Raw genomic sequence first — 13,893 nt, forward strand, 5'->3', positions numbered from 1 at the left:
AATCCCTAAAACAAGATCGACAATCTGATAGCGACGCACCTTATACGTGGGACTCGTGGAAACAACCCTCCGTTTCACGCTTGCCCAACACTTTTTTTCTAGCAATACTTTTTGTAAATTGTATGAAGTCTGCCTCAGAATTTACAGAATTTTAAAGACGAACGGAATTGAATTGAATCTGACTCAAATTAATCCTGTTCGTCCTTAAATCCAGATCGCCCTTGACTGATTTTGTAAGGTGCGTCGCTCGGGGATTATCGATTTTTTCAGGGATTTTTGATGTATCCGCACCCTACGACTGATGACTGATGAAAACTGTCAACTGTCAATTCTCAATCGATCGACTGTCAACTGTCAACTGTCAACTGTCAACTGTCAACTGTCAACTGTCAAAGTTATGTTTGCAGATTTCTTTATTAAACGGCCCGTCTTTGCTAGCGTCTGCGCCTTAATTATCATTCTAGTAGGCGCAATCAGCATTCCCACTTTGCCGATCGAACGCTTCCCCGACATCAGCCCCACCCAAATCAACGTCACAGCCAACTATAGCGGGGCGAGTGCCGAAATTGTCGAAAATGCCGTTACGAACATCCTAGAGAGGCAAATCAACGGCGTTGAAGGCCTAAAATATCTAACTTCTAGCAGCAGTAATGACGGCACTAGCAGCATTACCGCCACCTTTGAACCGTCGCGCAACAAAGATATTGCCGCCGTCGATGTCCAAAATCGAGTGGCAGTCGCCCAACCGCAACTACCAGATGCCGTACAGCGCACGGGTGTGAGAGTTACAAAACAATCTAGCAGTCTCCTGCTGGCGATCGGCTTATTTACAGAAAAAAAACAGTACGACACCACATTTTTAAGCAACTACGCCGACTTGTATTTAGCCGATGCTTTAAAGCGGATAAAAGGTGTTGGCGATGTGCGAATTTTTGGGGAACGCCGCTATGCCATGCGCCTGTGGATCGACCCCAATAAGTTAGCAGCTCGCGGTTTGACAATGCAAGATATAACCAGGGCGCTTAACGAACAAAACTTACAAGTTGGTGCCGGCCGAGTTGGTCAAGAACCCGCCCCCGACGGGCAAATGTATCAAATAGATTTACGGGCCGAAAGCCGTCTGAAAGAACCCGCAGAATTTGAAGAAATTGTCCTCAAAACTGAGGCAAATGGCACCGTAGTTAAGTTAAAAGAGGTCGGGAGAGCGGAATTAGGCGCAGAAAATTACAACTCTTTCCTGCGATTTAGAGGGAATGACGCGGTGGGTTTGGGGATTTATCAATTGCCGGGAAGCAATGCTTTGACTGTGGCTCATGCCGTCAAAGCAGAAATGGAAAAACTCGCTCCAAGTTTTCCTCCTGGGTTGATACATAGAGTAGCGCTAGATACGACTTTGTTTGTCGAAGAATCGATGGCTGAAGTTGTGAAGACGCTATTTGAATCAGTCGTGCTAGTGGTGATAGTGATTTTTGTTTTCTTGCAAGACTGGCGCACTACGATTATTCCCGCGATCGCTATTCCGATTTCTTTGATTGGAACCTTTGCTTTTATCAAGATTTTTGGATTTACAATTAACAGTTTATCTTTGTTTGGTCTGACATTAGCGACGGGGTTGGTGGTGGATGACGCTATCATCGTGGTAGAAAATATCGATCGCCTGATCCGCCAAGGAATGAATCCCCGCCAAGCAGCTTCCGAGTCAATGCGGGAGCTTTTTAGTGCAGTAATTGCGACTTCCTTAGTGTTGATGGCAGTGTTCGTACCAGTGGCCTTTTTTCCCGGAACTACGGGAGCACTTTACAAACAATTTGCACTGACAATTGCCTTTTCTGTAACGCTTTCTACCTTTATTGCCATTAGCCTCACGCCTTCTCTTTCCGCTCTCCTGCTGCGGCGGGGACAGAAGTTTGGCGGCCCGCTGGGTTGGGTGTTCGATCGCATTAATATCGCCATTGATTGGACGCGCCGCCAATATCGCGAGTTGCTGATATTTCTCGTGGGAATTAAAACACTTGTTACTCTGCTGTTCATCGCTTCTCTGGGAGTAACAGCTTGGCTTTACCTATCAGTGCCCACAGCATTTATTCCGGAAGAAGATCAGGGCTATTTTCTGACAATCATTCAAGGCCCCCAAGGAGTTTCGCTGCAATATACTCGCAAAGTGATGGATGAAGTTGAGCAAGAAATTCTTAAACTTCCTGAAGTTTTAGGGACTTTCTCTGTGGGTGGCTTTGGTTTTAGCGGTAGCACTTCTAACCAGGGTATTATCTTTACTACGCTTAAAGCATGGAAGGATCGTCATGGAGAAGGTCAAAGCGTACAAGCGATTATTGGTAAGTTGGGGGGTCTACTTTCGGCGATTCCCGAAGCTAGAATTTTCCCGGTGAATCCGCCGGCTATTCAAGGTTTAGGTCAATTTGGAGGCTTCCAATTTCAACTTCAAGATCGCAAAGGAAACAGCGGTTTAGATGCTATGGTTCAGGCGATGGGTGGGATTTTGAAGCAGGCGAATCAGACGCCGGGATTGCAGAGGGTATTTAGTACGTTTGCTGCTAATACGCCTCAGTTAATTGTGGAAGTTGACCGCAATCGAGCTAAGGCTTTGGATATTTCTCTCAATGATATTTTCAGTACGCTACAAACGGCTCTGGGTTCGCAGTATGTGAACGATTTTACTCTCCAGCAGCGCAATTATCGGGTGTACGTGCAGGCGGATAAACAGTTTCGCGCTAATCCTGAAGATATTGGTAAATTGTATGTCCGCTCTGGAAAGAATGAAATGATTTCTTTGAGCAATTTGGTGAAGTTGACTCCGGTAGTGGGAGCCCAAACTGTCAACCACTACAATTTATTTAGGTCAATTGAAATTAATGGTTCTCCGGCTCCGGGAGCGAGTTCTGGACAGGCAATTAAATCGATGGAAAAGGTGTCGGCTCAAGTTTTGCCGTCGGGTTTTGGCTATGAATGGTCGGGGACTTCTTTAGAAGAAATTGAGTCGGGGGGTCAAGCGCCGATTATTTTTGGTTTGGGGCTGGTTTTTGTGTTCTTGGTTTTGGCTGCTCAGTACGAAAATTATGTCGATCCTTTTATTATTTTGCTGGCGGTTCCTCTGGCGATTTTAGGTGCGCTGTTAGCTCAGTCGGTGCGGGGTTTGGCGAATGATGTTTATTGCCAAATTGGTTTGGTGATGTTGATTGGATTGTCGAGTAAAAATGCGATTTTAATCGTGGAGTTTGCTAACCAGTTGCGGGAGCGGGGCTATCCAATTGCTAAGGCAGCAGTTGAGGCATCTCAAGAGCGTTTGCGACCGATTTTGATGACTTCTTTGGCGTTTGTTTTGGGGATTCTTCCTCTGGTTAACCCGGAAGGTGCGGGGGCTGCAAGTCGGAGATCGCTGGGGAATGCGATCGCGGGGGGGATGGTTGTTTCTACTGTTTTGAGTTTGTTTGTGGTGCCGGTGCTGTATGTGGTGATTGTCTCGACTCGCGATCGCTTTAAGAAACGCGATCGATCGGAACATCCGCCCCATGATGGCACGAGTTTGAATGGAAAAACGGCTCCCAGCGAGGAGGTTGAACGCGATAAAGTAGCGCCGTTGTAACCGCATCCGGGTTAGATATTCCCTATAATACTCGGCGATTGAAATCGCTTCTAGACAAACAAAACCCGCCTGCGCGGGTTTAAGAAATAAAGGGGGTATCATAGCTGGACTTGGTATTACAGAATCCTAGGCAGAAGCATATCCGGATGAAGAAATTATGCAACGCTGCGTTGCACAATTATTCTGGAGCCACAATGAGCGTGAAAGCAAAAAGGGAATTTGTCCAGCAGCTTGCTGGACTATTTGCTCGTCGGGCTTCTGCGAATGCTCTCATGTAAAGTAGGTCAGTTTGCGAAAAACCTTTTATTTTTATAATTAACCGCAGAGGGCGCAGAGAGTACAGAGAGAGGGGAGAGACGATCGAGAGTACAGTCAACCCGGATTTGGTGTTGCAACCGATCGCATCTTGTCTTAACAAGAAGAGCGATCGCCCGTAAAATACAATTAAAACAAACAATTACAATCCATGCAAATTACGATCGCCCTTCCCGACAATCTCCCCCTGACTGAAGCCGATGTGCGGATTGAATTGGCGATCGGACTTTACCAGCAACACAGCCTCAGTTTAGATAAAGCCTCTCAACTCGCTAAAATTTCAGCGGACGATTTCTACCAAATATTAATCGATCGCAATATCGTCACTCCGCCCGCAGATCCGGATGACGAACCAGCCGAACTCGTCCTAGCCAGCCTCCGCAACTCCATGCAGCAAGTTCAAGAAGGCAAATTGCATCCTATTTCCGAACTGTGGGATGGTATTGATGACTGACGAGACACCCGAAATCCAACTTCTCTTTTTCGATGACTGCAAAACACCTATGCGTAAGTCCTGTTTGTGCTAAAATTGAGAACAGAATTTAAAGGGAAAATGCCATGTCAAAACAAAACATCGCTAATATCGTGACGATCGAACCTGGTAAGCGATGTGGTAAACCTTGTATTCGAGGCATGAGAATTACGGTTAATAACCTGTTGGAATATCTTGCTTCTGGGATGAACGATCGAGAAATCCTAGATAATTTCCCCTGTTTTACACAACAGGATATTTTGGCTTATTTGAGTTTTTCGTAAGAGGTAAGTATGTCAACAACTGCGATCGACATCGGCACGCTGGTTGTCAGTACGCCTGAAACCTGTGGAGGGCGTCCCCGCATTGCGGGAACTAGAATTTCTATCGCTCAAATTGCCGTTTGGCATCAACAAGGGATGAGCCCAGAAGCAATACTTGAAGAAATTTCCTATTTAAATTTAGCACAAATTTATGCAGCGCTATCTTACTATCACGCTAACCGCAAGGAAATTGAGGCTGATTTAGCTGCCGAATTAGCTGAGTACGAGCGATTGGAAGCCGATCGCAGGGCTGGGAGAATTTAATGAGCCAGATTCGTTTGTATTTAGATGAAGATACGCTCAGAAAAGCTTTCGTGCAAGCCTTGCGAGAAAATGGAATTGATGTAGTAACTGTCTCAGATGCCAATAATTTAGGACGTATAGATGAAGAACAATTGATATGGGCAACAGAGCAAGGTCGAGTCATTTATACTTTTAATAGTCGAGATTTCTGTCGGCTGCACGGGAGCTTTATTGCAGTAGGTAACAGTCATGCAGGAATTATTGTTGTGCCGCGACAAAGTTATTCTGTCGGCGAACAGTTGCGCGGTTTGTTGAATTTGATTGCTAGCAAGTCTGCGGAAGAAATGATGAATCAACTGGAATTTTTAGGTACTTACATCAGGCCTGAATAAAGGAATCTAATATTTAGGTACGATCGATCGCTGGTAATATACGGTTGAACGATCGATCGCGTTTAAAAAAGCAACCAAATTCATAAAAGTTTGAACATTTAATTTCAGAGTTACCAGCCACAGATAGACTCTGGCTTGAGAGGGCAAGTTTTGGGTGCGATCGGATTTCCGCTGAGTTCGAGATTTATTAATTTAGTCAGGGATGCTAGCGGTTTGATGTCGCTGATTTGATTCTTGTCGAGGTTGAGCCGAGTTAGTTTAGTCAGGGATGCTAGCGGTTTGATGTCGCTGATTTGATTCTTGTCGAGGTAGAGACTCTTAAGGTTAGTCAAGGATGCTAGCGGTTTGATATCGCTGATTTGATTTAAGCTGAGGTCGAGCACAGTCAGGTTAGTCAAGGATGCTAGCGGTTTGATGTCACTGATTTGATTATTGCCGAGGCTGAGCGAAGTCAGGTTAGTCAAGGATTGTAGCGGTTTGATGTCACTGATTTGATTCTTGTCGAGGTTGAGCCGAGTTAGTTTAGTCAGGGATGCTAGCGGTTTGATGTCGCTGATTTGATTCTTGTCGAGGATGAGCCAATTCAGTTTAGTCAAGGATGCTAGCGGTTTGATGTCGTTGATTTGATTGTTGGTGAGGGTGAGCAAAGTCAGGTTAATCAAGAATGCTAGCGGTTTGATGTCGCTGATTTGATTTCCTTCAAGCCATAGCGCCCTAACGTTAGTCAAGGGTATTAACGGTTTGATGTCGCTGATTTGATTTCCTTCGAGGTAGAGCCTCGTCAGGTTAGTTAAGGATGCTAGCGGTTTGATGTCTCCGATCTGATTCTTGTTGAGCCAGAGTTCAGTCAGGTTAGTCAGGGATGCTAGCGGTTTGATGTCGCTGATTTGATTCTTGTCGAGGATGAGCTTAGTCAGGTTAGTCAAGGATGTTAGCGGTTTGATGTCGCTTATTTGATTGTCGCTGAGGATGACCCCAGTCAGGTTAGTCAAGGATGCTAGCGCTTCGATGTCGCTGATTTGATTTTCTCTGATGTTGAGCAAAGTCAGGTTAGTCAAAGATTCTAGCGGTTTGATGTCGCTGATTTGATTATTGTTGAGGAAGAGATCCTTAAGGTTACTCAAGGATGCTAGCGGTTTGATATCACTGATTTCAAAGCCGGCGAGGTTGAGTACCGTGAGACTCGAAAGTTTCCGATCGGCCGCATCGCAATCATTAGTCTCTGCTTCCTTCAACAACACATCAACAGTATGTTTAGCTTGAGGACTCAAATCAGCTTTTTGGCGGCACCAATCCGCAAATGTTCGCCTATTGTTTCCCGCTTGCGCCCTCGCAATTTCGGGGTAAAGCGCATTTCCAGATAATGCTACGATCGCACTCAAAGCAACTACTATCAACTTTCGTAAATTCATATATTTCTGTTTAACTTTGTTTGCTAAATGGATGATTGCGGATCGATACCAAAGAAACCGGGTTTTTTATCGATATTAAAGGTGGCGATCGAAGATTTTGCAAAAAACCCGGTTTCTGCCTCAGCCCGATCGATGAAAAGATAACAACAACTAACAAAAAATAGCCTCTCTCAGGTACAGACAGGTAGGCAAACTGTCCCGGTTCGATCGCGCCCCTTCAGATATACATTAATACTAGATTCAGAAACAACACTTTAATCTCACACAAATCGCAAAAATCCTGATGAACAACACACCGTATCAAATGAGCGACATTGAACGCGCCAACCTCAGCCGGACGATCGACTATACTGGCATTCGATCGATACCAGAGATTTGGGCGATCGTCAAACAGCGCTTTCCCCAAACCGTCGCCCTCCACGATCCCCACAGCAACCCAGAAATCAAGCTTACCTACACCGACCTCTACCAACAAATCCAGCAATTCGCCAGCGGCTTGCAAGCCCTCGGCATCAATGCAAACCCAGCAGAAGCCGTCCCTCCCCGCGTCGCCCTCTTCGCCGACAACAGCCCCCGCTGGCTGATAGCCGACCAAGGCATCATGACCGCCGGGGCCGCCAACGCCGTTCGAGGCGCTACCGCCGACCCCGAAGAACTCCTCTACATCATCCAAGACAGCGGCAGTACCGCTTTAGTAGTCGAAAACCTGGCATTACTCAAAAAACTCCAAGCCCGCCTCCCCGATTTGCCGATCGAACTCATCGTCCTCCTCTCCGACGAAGAACCAGAAACCAGCAAAACTCTCAACACAGTCAAATTTTCCCAAGTCATGGCCACAGGCGCCAACCGCCCCCTCAAACCCGCCGATCGCAACCAGCAAACCCTCGCCACCCTCCTCTACACCAGCGGCACCACGGGCAAACCCAAAGGCGTCATGCTGACTCACGGGAACCTGCTGCACCAAGTCACCACCTTCGGCACAATTCTCCAGCCCGAAGCCGGCGACTGCGCCCTCAGCATCCTCCCCAGTTGGCACGCCTACGAACGCAGCGTCGAATACTTTTTGCTTTCCCAAGGATGCACGCAAATTTACACCAATATTCGCTATTTCAAACAAGACTTTAAAACCTGCAAACCCCAGTACATGGTCAGCGTTCCGCGCATCTGGGAATCGATTTACGAGGCAGTACAAAAGCAATTTAGGGAACAGCCGCCCAACAAACAAAAATTGGTAAATTTCCTGTTATCTGCCAGCCAGCAATACATCGAAGCCCGCCGCATTTTCCAAGGTTTAACTCTCAGTTTGAAACCTGCTTCTGCTTCGGAAAAACTGATCGCCCGCATCAAAAGCATTCTGTTGTCTCCCGTGCACGCGATCGCCGAAAAACTGGTTTATCAAAAAGTCCGGGAAGCTACGGGAGGACGTTTTAAGTGGGCGATTAGCGGCGGCGGTTCTTTGGCCGCGCATTTAGATAATTTCTTTGAAATAGCAAATATCGGTCTGTTAGTGGGATACGGTTTAACCGAAACATCTCCGGTTTTGACAGTCCGCCGCCCTTGGCACAATCTTAAAGGTTCGGCCGGGCAGCCGATCGCCCATACCGAGATTAAAATAGTAGACCCGGAAACCAGACAGCAACTGCCCACAGGCGATCGCGGCTTGGTATTGGGGCGCGGGCCGCAAATCATGCAGGGCTACTATCTCAATCCCGAAGCTACCGCCAAAGCCATTGACTCAAACGGCTGGTTCGACACCGGGGATTTGGGCTGGCTGACACCGGGAAACGACTTAGTTTTGACTGGGCGGGCTAAAGATACGATCGTCCTCAGCAACGGCGAAAACATCGAACCGCAGCCGATCGAAGACGCCTGCGTCCGCAGCCCCTACATCGACCAAATTATGGTAGTGGGTCAAGACCAAAAATCGATCGGCGCCTTAATTGTCCCCAATCCAGAAGCTGTGCTCAAATGGGCCGAAACTCAGAATCCGCCAATACACGAAATTGACTGGAATAGCAAGACAATTCAAGACTTATTCCGCAAAGAATTAAACCGGGAGGTGCAAAATCGCCCCGGATACCGCGCGGACGATCGGATCGGCCCGTTCCGGTTGATTCAGGAGCCGTTTTCGATGGAAAATGGAATGTTGACCCAGACCCTGAAAATTAAGCGTCCGGTTGTGACGGAACACTACCGCGATATGATTGACGGGATGTTTTGAAAATATTCCCTTCTTCATCGGGAATCGGGACAAGCGACAGGAGATTGAAGACGGGGACAGGCTGACGGCTAATAGCTTTTGAATAATTAGCAACTAGCAGTTAGTCGCATCCAATTCCCCAGGACCAACTCCCAATTCCCAATTCCCAATTCCCAATTCCCAATTCCCAATTCTCAATTCCCAATTGACAAGCAACAAATTTATGGAACCACAATTACTCTTGAAGCGATCGATTAACGTTAAAGTCGTCGTTACTCCCCGCTGGAAAGAAGAAGCTCAACAGCAACTCCAAGCCCAAATCAATCAAATAGATTCTCAGCTACAACAACTAGAAATGCAAGGGCAGCGGATGGTTTCAGAAATCCAAAAGCAAAGCCTGCAACCGCCCGGGCCGCAAGTAATGCAGCAAATAGAAAACATTCAAGTGCAGGTGAATCAAAGAAAGAGCGAACTGCTAGAACAGAAAAACCAAAACCTGCAACAGCTTCAGCAAGTGCAGGTGCTAGACCTCGAACAAGAAGTGAGTCAAGGTCAAATTGACGGCACGTTCACTGTCGGGCTGGGAGAAAACTTGATTCAAAAAATGCAAGTAGAAGTTCTGCTCCGCGACGGCATCGTCGAAGAAATTCGAGGTGATATTTAGAACTTAGAAATTGGTAATTGGTAATGGATAATTGGTAATTGGTAGGTAATTTTGAGTTGATAGCCGCACATCTTCGGACTAGACGCTGGCATAATAATAATTATTGCCGATTGCCGATCGCCAATTATCAATTGCCAAATACCGATCGCCAATTACCAACTCACAAGGACTTTTTACAGATGATTCGCGAAGTTTTCATGCCAGCCCTGAGCTCTACCATGACAGAGGGCAAAATTGTTTCCTGGGTCAAATCCGCCGGGGACAAAGTAGAAAAAGGCGAAACGGTAGTCGTAGTTGAATCCGACAAAGCCGACATGGATGTCGAGTCTTTCTACGAAGGCTATCTAGCAATAATTATTGTACCAGCAGGCGAAGTTGCTCCAGTCGGAGCTGCGATCGCCCTAGTAGCAGAAACAGAAGCCGAAATCGCAGAAGCCCAGAAACAAGGAGCCGGCGCCCCAGCAGCCGCAGCCCCAGCAGCAGCAGCCCCCGCTCCTGTCGCAGCTACAGCATCAGTGGGTTTGCAGCAAAATGTCAGCCGCCAAAACGGCCGCAGCGTCGTTTCTCCCCGCGCTCGCAAGTTAGCCAAAGAATTTAAAGTAGATTTAAATTCGATCAAAGGCAGCGGCCCCAACGGTCGGATTGTTGCAGAGGATGTGGAAGCAGCAGCCGGCAAAGCCCAACCCGCTCCGGTTCAGCAACCGGTAACAGTCCCCGCACCCGCAGCACCTCCAAGCGCAGCACCCGCACCCGCACCCGCAGCAGCCAAACCCGCACCCGCACCAGTCCCGGCGGTGGCGCTTTCCGGTAACAGAGTACCGATGAACGCGCTGCAAAATGCGGTAGTCCGCAATATGGAAGCAAGTTTGAGCGTGCCCTGTTTCCGCGTCGGCTATACAATTACTACTGACAATCTCGACAAACTCTACAAACAAATTAAGTCGAAAGGCGTCACGATGACGGCTATGCTGGCGAAAGCAGTAGCGGTAACTTTACAAAAACATCCTCTGCTCAATGCTTGTTATGTAGAGTCGGGAATTCAACACCGCGCTGATATTAATGTGGCGGTAGCGGTGGCGATGGATGGCGGCGGTTTGATTACGCCGGTGTTGCAAAATGCCGATCGCCTGGACATCTATTCGCTCTCCCGCAGTTGGAAGGATTTAGTCGATCGCGCCCGCGCCAAACAGTTAAAACCTGACGAATACAGCACGGGAACTTTTACTCTTTCCAATTTGGGAATGTATGGAGTAGATAAGTTTGACGCGATTTTGCCGCCGAATCAAGGCTCGATTTTGGCGATCGGCTCCTCGCGGCCGCAAGTCGTGGCCAACGAGGAAGGCTTGATGGGAGTGAAGCGCCAAATGCAGGTGAATATTACTTGCGACCACCGGATTATTTACGGTGCTGATGCTGCGGCATTCTTGCAAGATTTAGCGAAATTGATTGAGACAAATCCTCAATCTTTGACTCTTTAGCGATCGTCCTAAATCTCCCTTTTACCCAAGGAAGGTAAAAGGGAGATTTTGACTATTTTTTCACCAAATATCTCATTATCGAATATAGACACAGTTTGGTAAAGCAGATAAAATAGATAAATGATAGACTGATGTTATGGCAGGATTGTCTGGAGCCGGTGGCAATTGGCAAGTTATTGATGAAATAGCCGATCGGGATGTCGTCCAACAACAAGATAAGTTATCATCTGGCCCTGCTTGCGGTGAAATGCTCCTTGGCGATCGCGGAATTAATGGTGCGAACCAATCTTTAATTGCCGCTGAAACTGGAGTACCTGTCAATATTGAAGATTTAGCCATCGCACTCAATACTCTGGATACAAACAGTTCTAGATTTTGGTTGGGCGGTACTATGTCTATTCCTGGGGCAACAAATTCTGAAATAGTTGAGGTATTAATTAGCACTGGTTCTTGGGCTGCTATTTTGTGGGAAACTTTAGCTGACTTAGGGCATATAGTCATTGTTGATGGACTCGACGATACAGGAAAAATTCTGATTCGTGACCCTTGGAATGCTACAAAATATAAAATGGAATTAGAAGAGTTTTTAAATTACTGGAACCTTCAAGCAGTTTACTCATTAATACGATGAAAGTGCAAGTTTTGTCTATTCAACCTGCGAGCGAACCTAATACTCACCAGGTTTTGGTGTCAGTTGGTACGGATACACACAAATTTATTTTTACAACAGAAGTCAATCAAGTGGGAGAACATTTACTTCAGACTACTCGCGGCGATTCCCTACGGGATAGCTTCGCTTCACGCACTTTTTCAGAAGTTTTCCGATTTAATCAGCGGGTAGCGATGAATGTGACAAATCTGGTTGTCAAATACTACAATCGTGAAACTGTCGAACTTCCGGCAGATGTTGGCATTTTTGTCACTCCAGAAACAGCTTTATCAAAGCAAAAGCCATTTGAACATAGCGGTTTAGCAGACACTGACTCGCAGGAACCAACCGCAGTCGATCGAGAAACCCGTCAAAAAGCGATCGCGATTGTTGAAAAGTTACCGGAAGCTGTGCTTGATGAAGCCGTTAAGTTTCTCGAATCTTTGTATGTTAAGGGCGAGCCCGTCGAGTAGCGATCGAACTTTTTGTTTTTAGAAATTCAACCGCGTTTCGGACAGCGTAAATATACAGTCAACCACCAACTAATTACTCGATCGCACAGTCAAAACTTGCGGCGGCGTCGCATCCGGCGGATACAAGAAATCCACCTGCACCAAACGGCGTTCCCCCGGCTTCATATTCACATTCACCAAAGGTTCCCCCTGCTGTCCCCGGCGCTGCACGATGTGAATGTAGCGCGTCAAAGTCTTGCCCGTATCATCATTAAACATCACCCGCAGCGTACCTCGAAAAAATATCCGATTTTCCGGCGGCTCGTAAAACATCAATCCCGCCGATTCTGTATTTGCTTTAATCGGTGTTTGCATTCTAATGCTAACAGCTTGGGGTTCGCGAGACTTGTTGTAAAGCGGAAAAGTTAAATTGTATTGAATCCCGTAATTACCGTGAGCAAAATAAGCAGTATCGGGATAGCGAGCTAACATTTTAGCGCTTTGAATTTGACCCGTCCCAAAAGTACCCGTATCAGTAGTGCTCAAAGCATAGGAAAATGATTCGCCGCGCTTGGGAACGGTTAAATAATCGGTTCTCGAATTGTCAGTAATTTTAGCTTTCCACTCGGAACCTTCAGCTACTCCCGCCACGCGGCCGTAAATTTTTTGCTCGGGATTTTCGCCTGTCGGAGTTGGAGCCAAATCTCTCGGCCCCGCTAAACCTTTGGTATTTAAAATATTTTCCCACTGTTCTAAAGTCGGATATTGCTCGACTCCTTCTTTAGTTTGAGGAGCAAACATGGCTAAACTAGCTACGTAAACCGAGTTGCTGCTCGACACTCGCATTAAAGTCGATCGCCCGTTGGAAGCAGGCGTGACATTCCCCACAGGTATCGGCAAATTCATCAGCATTCGGCTCTGCAGAGCCGGAATCTCGATCGCAGCAGGCAAAATGGCTTGTCTGTATCCCCGCAGCACATCGCTCGTGATGCGGCTGCCAGGCCCCGCAAACACAGTGCCGAATCGATTTTCTAAATACGACGGCAAATCGACAAACAAAGCATCCGGCCGAGTTAAATATGTCGCTCCTTGCAATACATTTAAAGTAACAGGTTCCGAGTTGGGATTGTAGACAATTATGCCTTGAAATAAGGTGCGAGTTTCGGCGCGATTTTTAGCTTTGGCGATGTGGTGGGCGAAGATGTCAAATCGGCCTTTGAAGGCAAAGTTTAAGTGTGCAGAAGGTACTTGTTTTTCTTCTTGCGGAAATGTGGAGAGCAAAATGCCTTCGGTTTGCACAACTTCCGGGCTGTTGCTGTTGAAAACGGGGATGCTATCGAGTTGTCCCGGCAAAACGCGCACTTGCTGGGGCTGCATGACTGTGTTTAGCGGGGCCGTTGTCTGCGGTTGTGGCAAATCCAGTTCGTTTTCCGGTAGCGGGACTTCTGGCTGGATGATGAGTTCTTGGGCGGGAGGTGTCGGGATTGCTTGAGCTAAGGGTAGAATTGGCAAAAACATAGCTGTGAGCGCGTTTAACTGAACTTGCAGAAGATTGCCTTGACGCAAAGCAATCGACACAAAACTTTACCACAAGTTGGTTGATGTTTTTGGGGATTTGTGGATTTTAGGTGAATGTTTGCGGTAAATTGGGCGATCGCCCAATTTAGGACTTTGGAGAAGTCGCGTCCAAGG

General features: G+C 47.0%; 12 protein-coding genes. 10 read left to right on the plus strand and 2 right to left on the minus strand.

Annotated features, from left to right (window positions below; translation table 11 throughout):
• The first annotated feature begins 301 nt into the window (after positions 1-301).
• The 5 genes from QUB63_RS16360 (at position 302) to QUB63_RS16380 (ending at position 5,346) form a co-directional block, all read left to right on the plus strand.
• Positions 302-3,601, plus strand: coding sequence for an efflux RND transporter permease subunit (locus QUB63_RS16360; protein ID WP_332946311.1), 3,300 nt, complete (start codon positions 302-304; stop codon positions 3,599-3,601).
• A 466-nt stretch (positions 3,602-4,067) separates the two neighbouring features.
• Entirely contained in the window at positions 4,068-4,370 is a 303-nt protein-coding gene (locus QUB63_RS16365; RefSeq protein ID WP_332946312.1) for a UPF0175 family protein, read from the plus strand.
• Between the two features lie 104 nt (positions 4,371-4,474).
• The gene (locus tag QUB63_RS16370) at positions 4,475-4,672 is read left to right on the plus strand and encodes a DUF433 domain-containing protein (protein WP_332946313.1); all 198 of its coding nucleotides are present in this window, start codon (positions 4,475-4,477) and stop codon (positions 4,670-4,672) included.
• A gap of 9 nt (positions 4,673-4,681) precedes the next feature.
• A complete protein-coding gene (locus QUB63_RS16375; RefSeq protein WP_332946314.1) occupies positions 4,682-4,975 on the plus strand; it encodes a DUF433 domain-containing protein in 294 nt (97 codons plus the stop codon).
• Positions 4,975-5,346 carry a DUF5615 family PIN-like protein gene (locus QUB63_RS16380; protein WP_332946315.1) on the plus strand — a complete coding sequence of 124 codons (372 nt, stop codon included), beginning with the start codon at positions 4,975-4,977 and terminating at the stop codon, positions 5,344-5,346. Before QUB63_RS16375 ends, QUB63_RS16380 begins: the two co-directional genes overlap by 1 nt.
• A 110-nt stretch (positions 5,347-5,456) precedes the next feature.
• On the opposite strand, the gene QUB63_RS16385 is transcribed toward QUB63_RS16380, so the two are convergent.
• Positions 5,457-6,758 carry a leucine-rich repeat domain-containing protein gene (locus QUB63_RS16385; RefSeq protein WP_332946316.1) on the minus strand — a complete coding sequence of 434 codons (1,302 nt, stop codon included), beginning with the start codon at positions 6,756-6,758 and terminating at the stop codon, positions 5,457-5,459.
• Between the two features lie 283 nt (positions 6,759-7,041).
• Between QUB63_RS16385 and QUB63_RS16390 the strand changes: the two genes are divergently transcribed.
• The 5 genes from QUB63_RS16390 (at position 7,042) to QUB63_RS16410 (ending at position 12,222) form a co-directional block, all read left to right on the plus strand.
• Positions 7,042-8,979, plus strand: coding sequence for an AMP-dependent synthetase/ligase (locus QUB63_RS16390; protein WP_332946317.1), 1,938 nt, complete (start codon positions 7,042-7,044; stop codon positions 8,977-8,979).
• A 202-nt stretch (positions 8,980-9,181) separates the two neighbouring features.
• Positions 9,182-9,622 carry a YlqD family protein gene (locus QUB63_RS16395; RefSeq protein ID WP_293342198.1) on the plus strand — a complete coding sequence of 147 codons (441 nt, stop codon included), beginning with the start codon at positions 9,182-9,184 and terminating at the stop codon, positions 9,620-9,622.
• Positions 9,623-9,801: 179 nt separating this feature from the next.
• Positions 9,802-11,100, plus strand: a complete 1,299-nt coding sequence (locus QUB63_RS16400) for a dihydrolipoamide acetyltransferase family protein (RefSeq protein ID WP_332946357.1) — start codon at positions 9,802-9,804, stop codon at positions 11,098-11,100.
• A gap of 136 nt (positions 11,101-11,236) precedes the next feature.
• The gene (locus QUB63_RS16405; protein WP_332946318.1) at positions 11,237-11,731 is read left to right on the plus strand and encodes a papain-like cysteine protease family protein; all 495 of its coding nucleotides are present in this window, start codon (positions 11,237-11,239) and stop codon (positions 11,729-11,731) included.
• A gap of 11 nt (positions 11,732-11,742) precedes the next feature.
• Entirely contained in the window at positions 11,743-12,222 is a 480-nt protein-coding gene (locus QUB63_RS16410) for a hypothetical protein (protein ID WP_332946319.1), read from the plus strand.
• 69 nt (positions 12,223-12,291) lie between these two features.
• Here the strand turns inward: QUB63_RS16410 and QUB63_RS16415 are convergent, their stop codons facing one another.
• A complete protein-coding gene (locus QUB63_RS16415; RefSeq protein WP_332946358.1) occupies positions 12,292-13,719 on the minus strand; it encodes a DUF3370 domain-containing protein in 1,428 nt (475 codons plus the stop codon).
• Positions 13,720-13,893 lie beyond the last annotated feature (174 nt).

The organism is Microcoleus sp. ARI1-B5 (assembly GCF_036705795.1).
Taxonomy (GTDB): domain Bacteria; phylum Cyanobacteriota; class Cyanobacteriia; order Cyanobacteriales; family Microcoleaceae; genus Microcoleus.

What these genes read in the sequence shown, in the direction of transcription:
- QUB63_RS16370 (WP_332946313.1), top strand. Translation starts at nt 4,475, where the DNA reads ATGTCAAAACAAAACATCGCTAATATCGTGACGATCGAACCTGGTAAG.
- QUB63_RS16400 (WP_332946357.1), top strand. Translation starts at nt 9,802, where the DNA reads ATGATTCGCGAAGTTTTCATGCCAGCCCTGAGCTCTACCATGACAGAG.
- QUB63_RS16365 (WP_332946312.1), top strand. Translation starts at nt 4,068, where the DNA reads ATGCAAATTACGATCGCCCTTCCCGACAATCTCCCCCTGACTGAAGCC.
- QUB63_RS16360 (WP_332946311.1), top strand. Translation starts at nt 302, where the DNA reads ATGACTGATGAAAACTGTCAACTGTCAATTCTCAATCGATCGACTGTC.
- QUB63_RS16385 (WP_332946316.1), bottom strand. Translation starts at nt 6,758, where the DNA reads ATGAATTTACGAAAGTTGATAGTAGTTGCTTTGAGTGCGATCGTAGCA.
- QUB63_RS16375 (WP_332946314.1), top strand. Translation starts at nt 4,682, where the DNA reads ATGTCAACAACTGCGATCGACATCGGCACGCTGGTTGTCAGTACGCCT.
- QUB63_RS16415 (WP_332946358.1), bottom strand. Translation starts at nt 13,719, where the DNA reads ATGTTTTTGCCAATTCTACCCTTAGCTCAAGCAATCCCGACACCTCCC.
- QUB63_RS16405 (WP_332946318.1), top strand. Translation starts at nt 11,237, where the DNA reads ATGGCAGGATTGTCTGGAGCCGGTGGCAATTGGCAAGTTATTGATGAA.
- QUB63_RS16395 (WP_293342198.1), top strand. Translation starts at nt 9,182, where the DNA reads ATGGAACCACAATTACTCTTGAAGCGATCGATTAACGTTAAAGTCGTC.
- QUB63_RS16380 (WP_332946315.1), top strand. Translation starts at nt 4,975, where the DNA reads ATGAGCCAGATTCGTTTGTATTTAGATGAAGATACGCTCAGAAAAGCT.
- QUB63_RS16390 (WP_332946317.1), top strand. Translation starts at nt 7,042, where the DNA reads ATGAACAACACACCGTATCAAATGAGCGACATTGAACGCGCCAACCTC.